The sequence below is a fragment of the Streptomyces sp. NPDC003456 genome (assembly GCF_042878735.1).
Classification (GTDB): Bacteria; Actinomycetota; Actinomycetes; order Streptomycetales; family Streptomycetaceae; genus Streptomyces.
This window is the reverse complement of record NZ_JBIAOK010000005.1, coordinates 546,007-561,439: the sequence shown is the minus strand read 5'-3', so window position 1 is coordinate 561,439 and position 15,433 is coordinate 546,007. Positions and strand designations below refer to the sequence as shown.

At 70.6% G+C, this 15,433-nt stretch carries 16 protein-coding genes and 1 pseudogene; 5 read left to right on the top strand and 12 right to left on the bottom strand.

What is annotated here, in order from left to right; translation table 11 throughout:
* Nucleotides 1–128 precede the first annotated feature (128 nt).
* Nucleotides 129–800 (top strand): hypothetical protein, encoded by a 672-nt coding sequence (locus ACFYWG_RS23530; RefSeq protein WP_376324015.1) that lies wholly within the window; start codon nt 129–131, stop codon nt 798–800.
* Between the two features lie 146 nt (nt 801–946).
* Here ACFYWG_RS23530 and ACFYWG_RS23525 read toward each other — a convergent pair whose 3' ends face one another.
* The gene (locus tag ACFYWG_RS23525) at nt 947–1,432 is read right to left on the bottom strand and encodes a hypothetical protein (RefSeq protein WP_389203329.1); all 486 of its coding nucleotides are present in this window, start codon (nt 1,430–1,432) and stop codon (nt 947–949) included.
* Nucleotides 1,433–2,028: 596 nt separating this feature from the next.
* On the opposite strand from ACFYWG_RS23525, the gene ACFYWG_RS23520 reads away from it, so the two are divergent.
* Nucleotides 2,029–2,652: a hypothetical protein gene (locus ACFYWG_RS23520; protein WP_389203326.1), complete on the top strand. Its 624-nt coding sequence runs from the start codon at nt 2,029–2,031 to the stop codon at nt 2,650–2,652.
* Nucleotides 2,653–2,759: 107 nt separating this feature from the next.
* Nucleotides 2,760–3,074, top strand: a complete 315-nt coding sequence (locus tag ACFYWG_RS23515) for a hypothetical protein (RefSeq protein WP_383498552.1) — start codon at nt 2,760–2,762, stop codon at nt 3,072–3,074.
* Nucleotides 3,075–3,088: 14 nt separating this feature from the next.
* Here ACFYWG_RS23515 and ACFYWG_RS23510 read toward each other — a convergent pair whose 3' ends face one another.
* Nucleotides 3,089–3,541 (bottom strand): transposase, encoded by a 453-nt coding sequence (locus ACFYWG_RS23510; protein ID WP_389203324.1) that lies wholly within the window; start codon nt 3,539–3,541, stop codon nt 3,089–3,091.
* 173 nt (nt 3,542–3,714) lie between these two features.
* Here ACFYWG_RS23510 and ACFYWG_RS23505 point away from each other — a divergent pair, with 173 nt between their 5' ends.
* Entirely contained in the window at nt 3,715–5,457 is a 1,743-nt protein-coding gene (locus ACFYWG_RS23505; RefSeq protein WP_389203322.1) for a family 43 glycosylhydrolase, read from the top strand.
* A gap of 84 nt (nt 5,458–5,541) precedes the next feature.
* On the opposite strand, the gene ACFYWG_RS23500 is transcribed toward ACFYWG_RS23505, so the two are convergent.
* From ACFYWG_RS23500 to ACFYWG_RS23465, 8 genes and pseudogenes are all read right to left on the bottom strand, one after another.
* The gene (locus tag ACFYWG_RS23500; protein ID WP_389203320.1) at nt 5,542–6,399 is read right to left on the bottom strand and encodes an SDR family NAD(P)-dependent oxidoreductase; all 858 of its coding nucleotides are present in this window, start codon (nt 6,397–6,399) and stop codon (nt 5,542–5,544) included.
* Nucleotides 6,396–6,827 (bottom strand): DUF6069 family protein, encoded by a 432-nt coding sequence (locus tag ACFYWG_RS23495; RefSeq protein WP_389203318.1) that lies wholly within the window; start codon nt 6,825–6,827, stop codon nt 6,396–6,398. Before ACFYWG_RS23495 ends, ACFYWG_RS23500 begins: the two co-directional genes overlap by 4 nt.
* Before the next feature lie 51 nt (nt 6,828–6,878).
* Nucleotides 6,879–7,307: a MarR family winged helix-turn-helix transcriptional regulator gene (locus tag ACFYWG_RS23490; protein ID WP_389203316.1), complete on the bottom strand. Its 429-nt coding sequence runs from the start codon at nt 7,305–7,307 to the stop codon at nt 6,879–6,881.
* Nucleotides 7,308–7,497: 190 nt separating this feature from the next.
* Nucleotides 7,498–8,136 (bottom strand): DUF305 domain-containing protein, encoded by a 639-nt coding sequence (locus ACFYWG_RS23485; RefSeq protein WP_383498568.1) that lies wholly within the window; start codon nt 8,134–8,136, stop codon nt 7,498–7,500.
* Between the two features lie 115 nt (nt 8,137–8,251).
* Nucleotides 8,252–8,656: a DUF6153 family protein gene (locus ACFYWG_RS23480; protein WP_389203313.1), complete on the bottom strand. Its 405-nt coding sequence runs from the start codon at nt 8,654–8,656 to the stop codon at nt 8,252–8,254.
* Nucleotides 8,657–8,953: 297 nt separating this feature from the next.
* Complete coding sequence (locus ACFYWG_RS23475; RefSeq protein WP_389203311.1) at nt 8,954–11,806, bottom strand: sigma-70 family RNA polymerase sigma factor; 2,853 nt, start codon at nt 11,804–11,806, stop codon at nt 8,954–8,956.
* 337 nt (nt 11,807–12,143) lie between these two features.
* A pseudogene (locus ACFYWG_RS23470) lies at nt 12,144–12,331 on the bottom strand (IS5/IS1182 family transposase); the annotation flags it as partial.
* A gap of 60 nt (nt 12,332–12,391) precedes the next feature.
* On the bottom strand, nt 12,392–12,595 hold the full coding sequence (locus ACFYWG_RS23465; protein ID WP_389203309.1) for a hypothetical protein: 204 nt from the start codon (nt 12,593–12,595) through the stop codon (nt 12,392–12,394).
* Between the two features lie 368 nt (nt 12,596–12,963).
* Between ACFYWG_RS23465 and ACFYWG_RS23460 the strand changes: the two genes are divergently transcribed.
* A complete protein-coding gene (locus ACFYWG_RS23460; protein ID WP_389203307.1) occupies nt 12,964–13,479 on the top strand; it encodes a maleylpyruvate isomerase N-terminal domain-containing protein in 516 nt (171 codons plus the stop codon).
* Between the two features lie 121 nt (nt 13,480–13,600).
* Here the strand turns inward: ACFYWG_RS23460 and ACFYWG_RS23455 are convergent, their stop codons facing one another.
* Nucleotides 13,601–14,524 carry an NADP-dependent oxidoreductase gene (locus ACFYWG_RS23455; RefSeq protein ID WP_389203305.1) on the bottom strand — a complete coding sequence of 308 codons (924 nt, stop codon included), beginning with the start codon at nt 14,522–14,524 and terminating at the stop codon, nt 13,601–13,603.
* A gap of 371 nt (nt 14,525–14,895) precedes the next feature.
* Nucleotides 14,896–15,393: a hypothetical protein gene (locus ACFYWG_RS23450; RefSeq protein ID WP_389203303.1), complete on the bottom strand. Its 498-nt coding sequence runs from the start codon at nt 15,391–15,393 to the stop codon at nt 14,896–14,898.
* Nucleotides 15,394–15,433: the final 40 nt, after the last annotated feature.

The following is a 15,433-nucleotide window of genomic DNA, read 5'->3' as shown; positions in this document are numbered from 1 at the left end:
TGGCGGTCCGGGCCGGGTGCCCGGTCGCCCCTTCCACGCCACAGGCACTCGTGTGACACTGGCGTCCCCGTCCGCCGTGCGGACCCGTTCCGCACCGTCCGTCCCCCACGAGAAGGGCGCCGTGCGCCGTGCCTTCCCTCCCCCTTCCTCTGGCCCTGACGGCACGCCTGTCTCCGGTCGTCGTGCTCGCCGCCGCGGGCTGGGCGCTGACCTCCGGGCCGCTGGCCGCCCCGTCGGCCGCCGCGCACAAGCCGGCCGAGGACAAGACCCGGACCCAGACCGCCTCCGCCCCGTCGACATCGGCGGTGCCGAAGACGTACACGGCCTCGCCCGCCCCCTGTGACAGCGTCGCGAAGAAGACGGTCGAGGCGCTGGTGCCGGGTGCGAAGACGGCCGGCAAGGAGATCCCGTCCACGGACACGCAGGTGCGCCGCACCTGCTCCTGGAACGCGCTCAAGGGCTACGACTACCGCTGGCTCGACGTCTCCTTCGAGATCCTGGCGTCGGACGAGGCCGCCGCCGCGTCCTACCGGTCGACGACCGCCAAGCGCAGCGGCGGCGGGGCCGTTCCCGGTCTGGGCGACGAGGCGTACTCCGTCGTGAACCTCACCACCGAGGACAAGCAGCAGACCCGGGAGGGCGCCGTCGTCGCCCGCGTCTCCAACGCGCTGGTGACGGTCACCTACAACGGCAGCGACTTCGAGTCGAAGAAGGCGCCCGACACGGACACGATCAACAAGGGCGCCATCAAGGCCGCGAAGGAGGCGGTGGCCGCCTTGGAGCCGACCGGCAAGGACTGACCACCGGCCCCCTCACGGGCGCAGGCCGCCACATCGGACGCCGCAGGGCGTTTTCGAGAGGCGGAGCCCCCGACCCGGTCCCGGCGGCGACCAGAAAGGCCCCATGGCCACGGCTACGGCCACGGGCCACGGGCCACGGGCCACGGCTACTCGACTCGCAGCCAGGGCTCGCAGTTGTCGGAGACGACGATCACCTCGTCGGCCGGTTCCACCTGGAACGTCGCCATCTGGCCGACGGGCGTGTTGACGGACTTCACCTTGTGGTGGATGTCCGACGACTTGTTGGCCATGCTGCACCGGCCTTCGGAGGCGTCGATGGCACCGAGCGTGGAGTACAGGCCGGGGCAGATGTCCTGCGGGACCCGGTAGGTGCCTTCCGTGTACGGCCGTGTGGCGTCCTCCGGGCCGGGCCGGGCGCCGCAGGTCCCGGCCTTCCCCGCCGGGGTGCCCGGGGCGGCGGAGGGCGAGGCCGCGGCAGCCGTGGAGGCCGCCGGCGGTGCCGGTGTTCCGGCCGGGTCCGAGGGCGCCGCCGCCTTGCGGCCTCCACCTGCCTCTCCGTCCGCCGCGCCCGCGCAGCCGGTGAGCAGGGCGAGGCACAACGCGATCACCCAAGGGACGGTTCTTCTCGGCATACGGCTCCTCGACTCCACGTGCCCGCCGTCGCGAAGGACCGAGACTAGCGCTCATATGGACGGCGGGCGGGCCGAGTTCACAGACCGGGCTCCGGTTCGACGAGGTGTACGAGAACACAGCCCGAACGACACCTGCACCGACCTATTTTCGCCACGGACCATACGTATCCTGCACACCACCGGTGCATTCACCGCCGCGGCACTTCGCATGCTCACCGCTTGCGCAGACACCGCCGACACCGGCTCCGGCAATCCGGACACCGCCGCCGGGAAGCCCAGTAACGGGGCCACCGCGAATGCAGCCAGGAACCCGAGGCCGGCACCCACACTACGGACACCAAGGTGACCCTGTTCGCGGTCGAGGACACAGAGAGCTGCTGACCCTCACACCCCCGGTCGCCCCCACGTGCGGCCGGGCCTTCGCGTGCTCGTACACGTCTCACGACGCGGTGATGAGCTGGCCAGCCGCCCTGGGGTCGAACACGCCCGGCAGGGACACGTCTCGGCGCGTGGACTCGGGTGCTGCGCCGGATCTGTACACGCGCCGAAGGTTTCCGCAGACTTCTTCGTCCGGGCAACGACGGAAGGAGCCGTGGATGGCCCACCGGCAGAAGCCCGCACGGCCGCAGGCCGCCTTCGAACTGACCGGGGACGCAGCCGCTGAAGGCGGTGCGGCTGCCGGCGGTCGGGATGCAGCGTCGAAGCTGCGACAGCGGCAGCGCCGGCACAAGCTGTGGTCGGCGGCAGCACTCGCCGCCGGGACAACAGGGGTTGCAGGGCTCTTGTCCCTGTCGTTGTGGGCGGACGGAGCAGACGGCTCTTCGGAGGCCGCCGACCGTGGCGCCCGGGAAAAGCTGAGTTGGGCCGGCACGATCGCGTGCTCGCGGTTCATCGCGGAGGGCAACGTGGTCTCCGTCCGCGATGCCAGGCAGCCAGGGCGGGTCATCCTCACCTTCGCCGTCAACGACCGGCTCTGGCCGGCGACGGGGAGAGAGCGGGTCTCCTTGAACGTTCCCGATCCTGCCGCCCAGGGCGCCTACGAACGCTGGAAGCCGGGCGAGCACCTATTGATCATGGTCTCGAAGTTCCCGGACCAGCTCGTCTCGGACTACCGCGGCTCTGGGATCACGCGCGTGCGGGCCCAGATCGAACCCGAACTGCCCAAGGCAGTCGGCAAGTCGTGCTCACTGACCGGGACGGACCGAGACGCCGACACTTAGGACTTGTCCGGGCGATCACGGGGTCCGTGGAGTTATGGACGCCCGATGCAGCGGGTGTCATGATCAGGCTGTCGTCGGGCGTGGGCTCGGCACGCCGGGGAGGATCCGTGGAGCCATACCTCGCCATGCCTCTTGCGCTGTTGGCGCTGCTCATCGCCGCCTCCGGCGTTGCGGCGGTTACCCGCGGCTGGGTGCTCCCTATGAACCGGCGGCATGTTCGCGCCCCGCGGGTCTACGGCTGGGGTCAGCTGGTGTTGGCCTTTGCGCTGTGCTGGCAGCTGGTCTTCGGGTTGTTGATCAGCGATTCCGGCGCTCGGCCAGCGGGAACGCTGATCGGCGGCACGATGCTCCTGGCCGGCCTCCTCGTCATGATGGTGGGTCAGCTCGCTGGTGGTAACCGGAAGGGTGGCGGCACACCGTAAGTCCGTCCGGGTGATCACGTTCGGAGCCAGATGACAAGGGCAGCTGCTGTGGCGGTGCCGAGGAAGACGTAGCCGCGCTTGTCACAGCGGGTGGCGACGGCCCGGGACTGCTTCAGCCTGTCGATCGCTCGATCGACCGTGGTGCGTTTCTTGTACCGCTCCTCGTCGCAGCCGGGTGGCCGTCCGCCGCGTGAGCCGTTGCGCAGGCGGGCGGCCTGACTGTCGGTCTTCTCCGGGATCGAGTGCTGGATGCCCCGGCGCCTCAAGTGTTCACGGCACGGGCCGTTGCTGTATCCCTTGTCGGCCGCGATGCTGTCGGGTTTCGTGCGGGGCCGCCCCGGACCGATTCTCGGGACGCGAACGTTCAGCGAGCTCACCGGCAGGACAGTGATCAGCACCCGGACGCGCCGGGTCGGCGCCTCCTGCCGCACGCCGCGCGCACCGCCCTGCGCCTCGGGAGAGAGCACTGTCAGCTGCCGTGGTGCCGATTGCTCGCGGACCGACTGCGGTCGGTTGTCTTGTACAACGCTGATACAGCGTTGTAAAACGGGGCTCCGCTCCCCTTCCTCATAGACCAGGAGCCCCTATGGTCGGCATCGGTCCACTCCTGCGCAGGGCCCCACGTCCACTCCTGACGGCGATGACCCTCGCCGCTCTGGTCGCGGTCCCCGCCGCCACTCCCGGCGCGGCGGCCGAAGCGGCACACGGTCCGGCCGGCGCCTACGTCAATCCGGTCTCGGCCGGCATGGCGGACACCTACGCGGACCCGGCCGTCATCCGCAGCCACGACGGATACTGGTACGCGTTCGGCACCACGGACCCGCTTCGCAGCGGAGAGGGCAAGCCCCACTTCCTCCCGATCTCGCGGTCCGCCGACCTGGTGCACTGGGACCATGTGGCGGACGCTCTCGACGACGGCAACCGCCCCGACTGGGCTGCCGCCGACGCGTCCTACTGGGCTCCCGACGTCACCTACCGCGACGGGAGGTACTGGCTGTACTACGTGGTGACCCAGACCACCACCACGGCCGAGCGCAACGACTCCGCGATCGCCGTGGCCACGGCCCCGACGCCTGCGGGACCATGGACCACGCACGACGAACCGGTCGTCGCCCCGCGCCACGGGCCAGGCGGCTCTGACGACTTCAAGTGGACGTACGACCCCGCCCATGTCGTCGACACCGACGGCACGCGCTACCTCTACTACGGCTCCTACTACGGCGGTATCTGGGTCACCCGCCTCTCCACCGACGGCACGCGCGCCATGGGCGAGCCGGTCATGGTCGCCACCGACAACCGCTTCGAAGGCGCCTACGTCGTCCGCCGCGGGGGCTGGTGGTACCTGTTCGCCTCGTCGGGCGACTGCTGCGCCGGCCCGACAACGGGTTACTCCGTCTTCGTCGGACGCTCCCGCTCGGTGCGCGGACCCTTCCTCGACCGCGAAGGCGTTCCACTGACCGCGTCCCGCACGGGCGGCACCGTCGTCCTCAGCCCGAACGGCAACCGCTGGGTGGGCACGGGGCACAACGCCATGGTCACCGACCTGGCCGGTCAGGACTGGATCGTCTACCACGCCATCGACCGCCGGAACCCGTACCTCGACGAGCCGTACGGCATCAACCGCCGCCCCATGCTCATCGACCGTCTCGACTGGGTCGAGGGCTGGCCGCTCGTCCGCGGGGGACGCGGTGCGTCGGACACCCCGCAGCCCGCTCCCGTCACCCGGCGGCCGTCATCAGGGCCCGCCCCGTTGCCGCTCTCCCCCGCGGGCACTGCCCCGACGGGCTCCGTCGTCTTCAGTGAGGACTTCGACGGGGAACGGCCGCGGCCGGGCTGGACCTGGCTGCGCACTCCCGCCGCCCGCATCGAGAACGGGCGCCTCGTGTGGCCCACCCAGGACGCCGACCTGCACAAGGACAACAACTCGGCCTCGCTCCTGCTGCGGGACGCCCCCGAGGGCGCCTGGACCGTGGAGACGAGGGTGCGCCTGGACGTCGGCGTCGAGACCGTCCGCAACTACCAGCAGGCGGGCGTCCTCGCCTACGTCGACGACGACCGCTATCTGCGTCTCGCGCACACAGCGATCTGGAACACACGGCAGACCGAGTTCGCCCAGGAGCAGCCGTACGCCGGCCGGCCGGCGTACGGCTCGATGACGGTGGGACCACCGGCCGAAACGACCTGGCTTCGGCTGCGCCATCGCATCGCCCCCTCCACGGGCGAGCACCTCCTGCGTGCCTACACCAGCCGCGACGGACGCACCTGGACCGCGGGCGGCACGTGGACGCTTCCGCAGGACAGCCGGATCCGGATCGGCCTGGGCGCCATGGGAGGCAGCGGCGCGACGGCGGAGTTCCACTACGTTCGCGTGCAACGGCCCTGAGGATCAGTCGCCTTCTCCGCTGCCCGGGTGCTCGATGCGGTGGCCGGAACCGCTGGACCTGGCTGACGGTCGCTGCATGTGCTGTCAGCCCCTCTGCGCCGCCTGGCGGGCCAGGGCCTCGCTGATGCTGAGCAGGTCGGCTTGGCGGTGGGGGTCGGCGAGGTACGCCGAGGGGGCGAAGCGGCCGTTGCGGTTGGCGAAGGTGGTGCTGGAAAGCGGGGTCGGTTCGTCGACCAAGAGGGCGAGAAGGTCCGCAGCCACGTCCTGCGGCTGGCGTGTGGCCCTGGCGTAGAACGGCTTCATGACGGCCTGCAGGATCTTCGGGACTTCCCGGCGGATGCTGGTGTTCACCGCTCCGGGGCCGTAACCGACGGCGGTGATGCCGTATCGGTCGGCTGCCTGCGCGGTAAGAAGGTCGTTGGCCAGCTGGGCCTGGCCGTGGGCCTTCATGCCGGTGCGGGCACGCACTGCCCCCAGGTCGTCGAACTCCATGCGCGCGTACCTCGGGACCTCCGGTGCCGAGGCAGCGATGTTGACCATGCGGGTGGCCGGCCCGATCAGGCCGAGCGCCGCCGCTTCCTCCAGGAAGACGTAGCGGGACAGGTAGCTCACCGCGAAGTCCTTCTCCAAGCCCTCGTCGGTGTATTGGGCTTTGGTGATGAGAATGCCGACAGCGTGGACGAGGAAGTCGATGTGGCGGTGGTTCTCGGCCAGTTGCCGCACGACGGAGCGCACCTGCGTCATGGAGCTGAAGTCGGCGGTCAGCGCGCGCAGGGAGCCTCCGTTGAGGGCCGGTTCCTTCTCCATGCTCGCGGCCTTGGCCGGGGAGCGGCCGATGATGACGACCTCGGCCCCTCGGTCGCGCATGGCGCGGGCGGTCGCCGCTCCGATTCCATCGGTTCCACCGGTGATGACCGCGTACTTCCCGGTGAGGTGCTTCATGACGTGGTCCTTCCGAGGGTGCGGGCGGTCGGCGCGATGATGCCCACGGCAGCCGTGAGGTGCATGGCGCAGAGCCAGAGCGCGGTGGTTGTGGTTTCGGCGGCCCCGAACGGCGATCCGAAAGAAAGAACGAGGCCTGCCGCGGTGAGGACGAGGTAGAGCCGGCGGGCGTGAGCACGCCCGGCCAAGATCACCGCCAGGAGGCCGCCGGCGACCGCAGCAGCAAGACACGCTCCGATCACCGCGGCGAGCGGCACCGTGCCCGAGGCACTGCCGGGCGTTACGACGTGCAGGTCACTGCCGGCGAGACGGGCAGCCCCGTAAAGCGGGAGGGTGAGCAGGATCGCCGCCGGCGCCCCGAGCGCAGCCGAAGCGAGTACGGGCCGGAGAGCGGCGTTCCGTTTGCCCTCTGTGGATTGCTTGTTCACGGTGATATCCAATGTTCAGTACTGAACCTTCGCTCCTGCCGAACGGCAGGATCAGGGGCGATCGACCTCCAGGCGGGACAGGAGTCCCCCGAGCGTGTCGAGCTCGTCATCGGAGAGCGGTGCAAAGCATGCGGCCATGAAGCGGGCGTGCTGCGGTCTGAGCCTGTTCACCAGGTCCCGACCGTCCGGCGTCAGCCTGAGGAGGTAGGCAGCTCCGGCAGGAGTGCGGGAGAGGAGCCCGTCCGATTCCAGCCTGGCCACGAGCATGGAGATGTTGCCCTTGGTCACCCCGAGGGCGTCACTCAGGTCGCGTTGCTGCATGTCGGGGCGCGCGGCCACCATGGCCAGGGTCTTGTACTGGGCGGGCGTGAGGCCCTCGGAGCGCAGCTCACGCGCCCCCGCCTGGGAGATGGCGTGCACGGCTCGAACGAGTTGCCCGAACAGCTCGACGCTCACGTGCTCACGATCAGGGTGCCGCATGCCGTCGAGTTTAGTGCTGAACATTAGGGAGTCAAGTCGTCGCCGCCTCGCAGCAGCGCATCTGTACCTGCCGGCAGCAGCCCGGCAGCGGTGAGCAGGAGCAGGCGGCAGGGGGCAAGCGGCAAGCGTGGTGTGCCCCGGTGCGGGGCGGGCACCAGCGGTGCCCGCCCCGTGCTCGCGGGAGAGTGTGTCAGTCCTTGCCGAGCAGCTTGTTCATCTGCTCGATCTCCGCGCTCTGTGAGGTGATGATCTGCCCGGCCATCTTCTTGGCCGGGCCGTGGGCGCCGTCGGCCTGCTCTGTCTCAGCCATCTCGACCGCGCCCTCGTGGTGCTTGATCATCATTTCCATGAAGGCGGTGTCGAACGCCTTGCCGGAGGTCTTCTCCAGCTGGTCCATCTCCTGCATGGTCATCATGCCGCCGGACTCCCCGCCGTGCATGGAGTGGTCCATCGCTCCCTCGGCGGGTACTTTCTCGCCCCACGAGGTCAGCCAGCCCGACAGCGTCCTGATCTCGGGGTCCTGGGCCTTCTTGATGTCCGCGGCGAGCTTCTTCACCTCAGCCGACTGTGCCCGCTCGGGTGCGAGGTCGGCCATCTCCACGGCCTGGCGGTGGTGCGGGATCATCCCCGCGGCGAAGGCGACATCAGCCGCGTTGTGCTGCCCCTGGGACGCCGAGGCGGAAGCGGCGGGGGAAGCGCTGTTGCTGCCGTGGCCGCCGTGCCCGGACGAGTCGTCGCCGTCGCCGCCGCAGGCGGCCAGGACGAGTGCAGCCGTACCTGCGGCGGCGACGACAGCGGTACGGCGGAACAGGGAACGCGTGCGGATCATGGTCGTGCAGCTCCTTGATGCGCGCCGGGTCACGGCGCGCGGTGGATCGGATGAAGGGCATGCCGGAGCACGGCACCCACGCCACGGGGCGCGAGGGGGTGCCGGGCGGGCCTCTCTATATCCGCAGAAGCTGCAGCTCGGACAGGTCGGGCGGAGCCCGTCCGTCATGCGACGAGCCGCTGGGCGCGGTGACGGGGCCGGTGGCGGCAGGTGTGGGCAGCGCCATGCCGACGGTCAGGGCCGGCGGTGTGTAGGGCGAGCCGGTACCCGTGGCCGCACAGGTGGCGTCGGCGTGATCGAGATGTCCCGACCCGCCGTCCGTGTGCGAGCATCCCCCGTCCGCGCGCGCGACGCCGTCGGCGGAGGCCATGGCCATCTCGTGGCCGGCTCCCGCCTGCGCCGCGACGGCCGCGCCCGGCGCCAGGCCGTGCATGCCCAGCACCCCGGCCAGGACCGCCAACACCAGCAGCACGAACAGCCGCCCGGCGGGGCGGCTGCTGCTGCGGGTGCACCTGGTCACGGGACTCATCGTACGGGGCAGCCCTCTCGGGGCATGACCCACCGGCCACTTGCCTCATCCGTTCACCCTCGCCGGTCGCAGGCCCCGGCACGGTGGGATCGGGCACCGTGCTCTTCCTCCAGCGCGAAGATGACGTGAGCCGTGGCGCGGCCCGCCGATGCGGCAGGCAGCGCGCTCGCAGCTGAGTCGGCCGACGCGGTGCCCGAGCACCGGCACGGTGCAAGGTCCGCGCACTCGTCTTCCTCGCCACCACAAAGGTCCGGGCCCTCCCAGGTGCCCCGGGGACAGCCGGACGTTTCAGTCACGCCTGCGCCGGGCGAGCACGAGCAAGCCGGCCCCGGCGACCAGGACGCCCGCGCCGATGCCCAGCGGCAACAGCGGGTCGGTCGCTCCGGTGCTCGCCAGCGGTCCGTTGCCGCCGTGGGCTGTGCGGCCGGAGTCGTTGCCGGCGGCCGCGTCGGATGGTGCGGCGTGCTTGCCGCCGGCCCCACCGGCCGCGGCTGAGGGATCCGCGTTCGAGTCGTCGGCATCCGCGTTCGGGCTCGCCTGACCTGGCACCGACGAGTCGCCGTCGCTTGTGGCGGCTCCGAAGCTGTAGGCGCCCCGGTCCGGTGTGCCGCCCTTACGGGAGCTCCCGGTGAAGTCGGTCCTCACGGCCGGGAGCGGGGTGGCGGAGTCGATGGCGGGTGAGCTCTTGGTGAGCCGGAAGTCCGCATTCGGGCTCTTGCCGGGGGCGGTGAACTCCGGGTCGGCGATGATGTCGTGCGGGCCTTTCATCTCAGGTGCCTCGCCGCCGAAGTAGAGGTTGTAGTCGTAGGTGACGTCCTCGTTGTGGGACTTGCTGTTGGTGGCTTGGCCCCGGCGACCGTAGGCGATGTTGTTGAGGAGCCGTACGTCGGTGCTGTCGTGGGCGAAGATGTTGGCGTAGGGAGTTTTGATGCGGGTACTGCGGCCGTTGAGGTAGGCCGTGTTGTGGACGATGTCGACGTGCTGGCTCTTGTAGGCGTGGATGCCTGAGCCGCCGTTGTCGTAGCTGATGTTGTTGGCAACCAGTACGCGTCCGTTGTAGGCCGGTCTCGCCCGCTCGGGGTCGCCCTTCGTCGTGTCGACGATGATGCCGTTGCCGTCGGAGTAGCAGCGGCAGCCTTCCCACTTGACCTTGGTCTCGTTGCCGTGGACGCGGTTGCCGGTGATGCGGATCTTGTACGCCCGAGGGTCCCCGGCGCCGGAGTCGCGGGGAGTGAGGACGGAGATGCCGCTGGTGCCGTGGACGGTGAACCAGGAGTTGGAGTGGACCTGATTGCCGATGATGTCGACGTGGTCGGCCTCGATGGCGGAGATCCCGCCGCCCGCGCAGCCGTGCACCAGGTTGCCGGTGATGTCGACGTGGTGGGGGAAGGAGCCGGACTGCCGGTTCTTCTCCACGGATATGCAGTTGGTGTTGTACGTGGGGTCGCTCTTGCTCGACGAGCGTTCGGCGTCGGCCAGGGACAGGGCGGCGTTGTTGCCCTTGACCTCCAGGTTCTTGATGACGATGTGGGACGCGCCGTAGACGCTGATGCCGTTCCAGGCCGTCTTCGGGTTCACGACCGGCCGGTGGCCGGGGTACGCCATGAAGGTGATGGGGGCTCCCGGGCGCCCCGAGCGCTTGATGGTCAGCACGTTGCTGCCCTTGCGGGCCTCGGTGTAGGTGCCGTTCATGACGGCGACGACGTCGCCGGGGCCGGCCAAGTCCGCGGCCTTCTGCAGGGTGCGCAGCGGCGATCCGGCCGATGTTCCGGGGTTGGAGTCGCTGCCGTTGGAGCTCACGAAGTAGGTGGGGGCAGGGGTCTTCGCGGACGGGGACGTACGTGAAGCGCGCGCGGCGACGCGGGACGGAGCGGGGGTGCGGCTCTCGGCGGCGGCCGGCTCGGGGCCGCGCGGACGGGGGCTCCTGGGCCTGGTGGGGGCGGGCGTCCCGGTCGGCGTCGACGGGCTCAGCTGGTTGGCCGTACTGTGCGTGCCGGCGGTGCGCTCGGCCGGTGCCGGGAGCATGACGAGGCCTGTCACAACGAGCGCGGTCACCCCGGCGGCGACGCTCGCGCCCGTCGCCTTGGCGGAGAGTCCGCCGAGCGTCCCGTGGTCGTCCCGTGGGCGACCGGCCGCGCGACGACCGTGTCCGCTCGGCGCGGGCCGGTGAGCGGTGTGCCGGACGGTCGCGGACGGGTTGAAGCAGCCACCGGCGTCGGCGGCCCCACCTGCCTCGAGCGGAGCGTCCGCGCCCGAAGGCGGCCCGCCGACGGCGTCCGCCGCGCTCCCCGCCTCCCCGAGCGCGGGCTGACCAGAAGGCCCGCTCCACCCCGTCGCCCCGGGCACCGCGGAGTTCCCCATGCGGCCCGGTAGAAGCAGGGGCAGGCCGGCGAGCAGCCGCTCGGGCGGGACCAGACGGCCAGCGGGATGACCGCACGCCTCGCAGGAACGCAGGTGCCGGGCGACCCGCTTGCGCAGCAGAGGACTGGGAGTCGGGTCCCCCGCGCCGACGAGCGAGGACAGCTCCGGGCAACGCGGAGTGCGGGACAGGGCTCGCACGACCGTCCGCGCCAGGTCCAGCTGGGTCTTCATCCGCTGGACCTGGACGGCCAGATGGGCCGCGGGAAGCTTCAGAGCCCTCGCGATGTCCTTCCGGGACAGCCGTCCGCACGCTTCCAGCCACCACAACGACAGCAGGTCGCGGTGCGACGGGTCGAGCCACGCGGTGGCTGCGGCGACCTGCCGCTGTTCCGCGGAGAGCGACTGCCGCAGCAGGAAGAGGGCCGCGAAGTCGGGTTCCGGTGAGTGCCGTTCGTCGGCGTGCTCCAGTGCCGTCAGTCGCCCGCTCCGCGCCCGGCGCCGGGCGTCGGTGAGCTGGCGGACCGCGATGGCCACCAGCCACGACCGGAACTTGGCTGCGTCCCGCAGGTCCGGCAGCGCGCGGATCACCGCGACCATGGTGTCCTGCACGATGTCGTCGACGTCGAGGTCGGCTTCCGCCGCCCGCCCGACCACGTTGTAGACCAGCGGCAGGGCGCCTGCGGTGAGCCGTTCGACGGCCACGGCGTCCCCGTTCCGGGCTGCCTCGACCGTGCGGCGGTCCGGAAACGCGTCGGTCCCGTCGGACCCGTCATGTTGCATGCGATACATCCTCGTACGGGAGCAGGGATGACTGCTCTGGTGAGCGGTTGTCGCAACAGGAGACGAGCGAGCGCCCCGGCCATAACACTTTTCACACCCCGGCGCCCCCGTCATGCACCCTGGACGAGGGTGGCCGCTGCCCTGCCTGTGCGGCGGGCGACCGTCACTGCCCCGTCCCCAGAACTCCGGCACCCCACCGTAGGACTACACCGCCGGCAGGGCGCCCACGACCGTACGCGCTAAAAGCCGGGGAGTGTTTTCGTGGGTCGATGGTCCTGGGTCGGCCGACCGGTCGCTGCACTCACAGGCGGGCCATGACCTGGTCGAAGGCGGGGGCGTCCCCTGCCTGCCCGGGCGTGAGGACGAAAGCGAGCGGACGGCAGCGGCTGTCCGCGGCGAGGTGGATCTTCGTGGTCAGACCGCCGCGGGACCGTCCGAGGGCATGACGGTCCGGCTCGCCGGCTGGCGCCCCTTTCAACGGGCCCCGGCGACGTGCTGATGAGCCCGGACGATGGTGGAGTCGACCGCGACGACCCAGGCGAGATCGCCTGATCCAATTGAAACCGTCCGGCGCACTGTCACAGGTCAGACCAGTTCGAAGGCACGCCGGAAGACACCGTATTCCCCAGGCGTCTCCCAGCACGTGTAGTGGCAGCCAAGGAGATCGGGCAGGGCAATCCCCAATTGCTCCGCCAGCACGTCGGCCCCGGTCTTGAACATTCGAGACGGCTCATCGACGGCTTGGCAATGAGCAGTTGCTCCACGCAGTTCGATTACGACGTACTCCATGCTCCTGCCAGCGCTGACCACCGGTCCCTCGTGGTTCTGCTCGTGCTGGGCATCCATAACCTGCCCACAGAGCCCGCACCGCAAGTTGTCGTGTGAGGCATCCACGGCAGGCATCGTATGCCTCGCTCGAACACGTAGGGCCCCCATCCCCACCGGGTATCGGCTCGCCAACCGCCTGTACTCCCGTCACTGATCCGGAGGAAACGTCCTAGGCGGGCACCCATGTCTCCTCCCCGTTCGCTGTGTTGAGAGCTGAGGCCATTGGCCAGGGCGGCAGGCCGGCGTAAGGCTGACCGTTGCCTCCCACCTCCCGCCGGGCGCGGGGTGACATCAATCGGTTCTGTCAGCGAGCCGGCGGGACGAGGGTGGTGCGGTCGGCGGCTGTGCTGCGGGGCACCGATCCCGGGGCGGCGATGTGGACCTGGGGCGCCGACCCGCACGCGCGGTTCTGGGCCCGCAGGATGCTGTTCGAGACGCTGGTGCACCGGGTGGACGCGGAGCGTGCCGTCGGCCGGGACGCCGATGTCGACCCGGAGCTGGCCGCGGACGGCGTCGACGAGTTCTTGGTCAACCTCCCCTACGCGGGACTCTTCGCCCCGGGTGTGAGCGAACTGCGCGGCGACGGCGAGGTCCTCGCGTTCGGGAGCACGGACGCCACCGGCGCGGCCGGCGAGGAGTGGCGGGTGCGGCTGGAGCCGGACGGCTTCCGGCCGGTGCCGGGCGCCGCGAGCGGCCCCGGGACGGCGGACTCCGCGGCCGTCCGGGCTCCGGCCGCAGACCTCCTGCTGCTCCTCTACGGCCGCCGGTCCCACCGGGAGCCGGCATTCGAGGTATCGGGCAACACCGGGCTCCTGGACCGCTGGTTCGCGCACACGGCGTTCTGACCCGGGCACCGGGGCACGTACCGGCCGGTGCTCATCCGGCCTTGGCCGCTCGTGACTCCCCGCCGGTGACACGGACGGCGAGCGACGGTCGACAGCGTCAGCGTCAGCGGCCGGGCACTTCTCATGCCACCTTGATGACCACCTTGCCCGAGGTGTGACCGCTCTCGACGGCGGCGAGGGCGGCCGGGGCGTCGGAGAGTGGATGGACCGCGGTGATCACGGGTGCGAGGAGTCCGTCGAGGGCCAGCCGGGCCGACCGCTCCAGGTTCTCGCGGTCGACGCGACGCTCGACGAAGCGCCCACCGAGTTCGGGCACAGACACATCACCCACAGCGATGACATTGCGCGGATCCCGGGCCAGCGGAGCGACCATCCGCAGCGAGGTGCCTCCGACCAGGTCGACGATCCCGTCGAAGCCGTCCGGAACCAGCTCGTGTGCCGCGGCGACGACGTCCTCGGCGGTGTAGTCGATGAACCGCACCCCGACGGCCTCGGCGTGCTCGCGTTTGGCAGTACTGCCGGTGCCGATCACACGCAGCTCGCGCCCGGTGGCCAGCCGGGCGACGGCGAGGCCGACCCCGCCCCCGACCCCGTTGACCAGGACCGTCGCACCGGCCGGGAGGCTGAGCTGATCGAGCACGTCCACCGCGGTCGTCCCGGCTACCGGCAGCGTTGCCGCCACGGTCGCGGACAGACCCTCCGGAATGCGGGCGGTGTTCGCCGCGGACAGCACCGTCGTCCCGGCGTAGGTGCCACCACCGGTCAGTGCGAAGCCGAACACCGCATCACCCACGTCGAGCCCGCTGACGTCCTCGCCCCGGGCGAGAACGGTTCCGGCTGCCTCCATGCCCAGCACGCGGGGGAACGGACGCCCGCCGTCCAGCCCGTCGACCAGACCCGAGCGCAGCAGGTGGTCGAGGGGATTCACGCCGGCCACGTCGACCTGGATCAGCACCTCGCCGCGACCGGGGACCGGATCGGGACGATCGAAGAACTCCTGCACCTCGGGCCCGCCATACCTGCCGAAACCCCACGCCTGACCCATTTTCCGCCGCCCCTCATAGGACCGACCCGGTGATTCCGGGCGTTGTCACCATCCTCACCTCTGACATTGACGTCAGGGGCAACCGGCTGAGACCCAGATCACAGCACCAGGCCGACCGCGCCGACGGTTGCGGGGCCGTGGGCAGCTCCGCCCGGTGTCGGCGCTTGGGTCTGATCAGGACGTGGAATGCATCGGGCGTCTCCATCAGGTGCGCGATGCCGGCGTCGATCCGGTCGCGCTCGCGCTACCCGCCGAACTGCGGAGGCCACCTCAAAACCGCCGCGGCCGTCTTCGACGACGGCCCACCCCCTGATGTGGCAGCGGAGGTTCGCGGCCTGTGTAAGCCGCTTCGGGAGCCGTGAGCGGCTTGCTCAGAGGGTGCGGGAAGTACGCCAGAACTGGGCAAGGTAGAACGCATCCACATCCGCCAAGGCGTCAGCGTGGCCCGAGGGCACGGGAAGCGGACCGGGCGGCGACTCACGGTCTCGCGACCAGCAACTCGACTCCGGGCTCACCACCCACAGCAGCCGCATCCGGTACCGGCCGGAGGAGGGAAGCATCAGGTCCGTGTCCAGTGAGCCCCCGTCCACTAGGCGCAAGGACAGTTCCGCATGCGCAAGGGCGATCTCCGTCTCCTGGATCCCGCTCCACTCCTCCGAGCGGGCAGGGGGCTCGGTGCTCCAGCTCTCCAGGCACAGGCGCACGAACGTGACGCCGTGCGGGCACTCGACGTGCACCTGGCCGGGTGCGACCCGCAGGACGCCGACCCGCGGCTCCGGCCAATCGGTGTCCGTGTCCCTGTCGAACAGCGCGAACGACCCGTGGCTGATCGCGGTTCGCAGCTCCCAGTGATCCAGCCGGCGTGTCATGAACGGGCAGCCTACAGCCGGTCCTTGTCCACGGGCCGGC

Bases quoted from the DNA above. Each gene is read 5' to 3' on its own strand.
- ACFYWG_RS23500 (WP_389203320.1), bottom strand. From the start codon at position 6,399: ATGAAGCACCTCACCGGGAAGTACGCGGTCATCACCGGTGGAACCGAT.
- ACFYWG_RS23525 (WP_389203329.1), bottom strand. From the start codon at position 1,432: ATGCCGAGAAGAACCGTCCCTTGGGTGATCGCGTTGTGCCTCGCCCTG.
- ACFYWG_RS23490 (WP_389203316.1), bottom strand. From the start codon at position 7,307: ATGCGGCACCCTGATCGTGAGCACGTGAGCGTCGAGCTGTTCGGGCAA.
- ACFYWG_RS23505 (WP_389203322.1), top strand. From the start codon at position 3,715: ATGACCCTCGCCGCTCTGGTCGCGGTCCCCGCCGCCACTCCCGGCGCG.
- ACFYWG_RS23520 (WP_389203326.1), top strand. From the start codon at position 2,029: ATGGCCCACCGGCAGAAGCCCGCACGGCCGCAGGCCGCCTTCGAACTG.
- ACFYWG_RS23450 (WP_389203303.1), bottom strand. From the start codon at position 15,393: ATGACACGCCGGCTGGATCACTGGGAGCTGCGAACCGCGATCAGCCAC.
- ACFYWG_RS23465 (WP_389203309.1), bottom strand. From the start codon at position 12,595: ATGGAGTACGTCGTAATCGAACTGCGTGGAGCAACTGCTCATTGCCAA.
- ACFYWG_RS23485 (WP_383498568.1), bottom strand. From the start codon at position 8,136: ATGATCCGCACGCGTTCCCTGTTCCGCCGTACCGCTGTCGTCGCCGCC.
- ACFYWG_RS23455 (WP_389203305.1), bottom strand. From the start codon at position 14,524: ATGGGTCAGGCGTGGGGTTTCGGCAGGTATGGCGGGCCCGAGGTGCAG.
- ACFYWG_RS23475 (WP_389203311.1), bottom strand. From the start codon at position 11,806: ATGCAACATGACGGGTCCGACGGGACCGACGCGTTTCCGGACCGCCGC.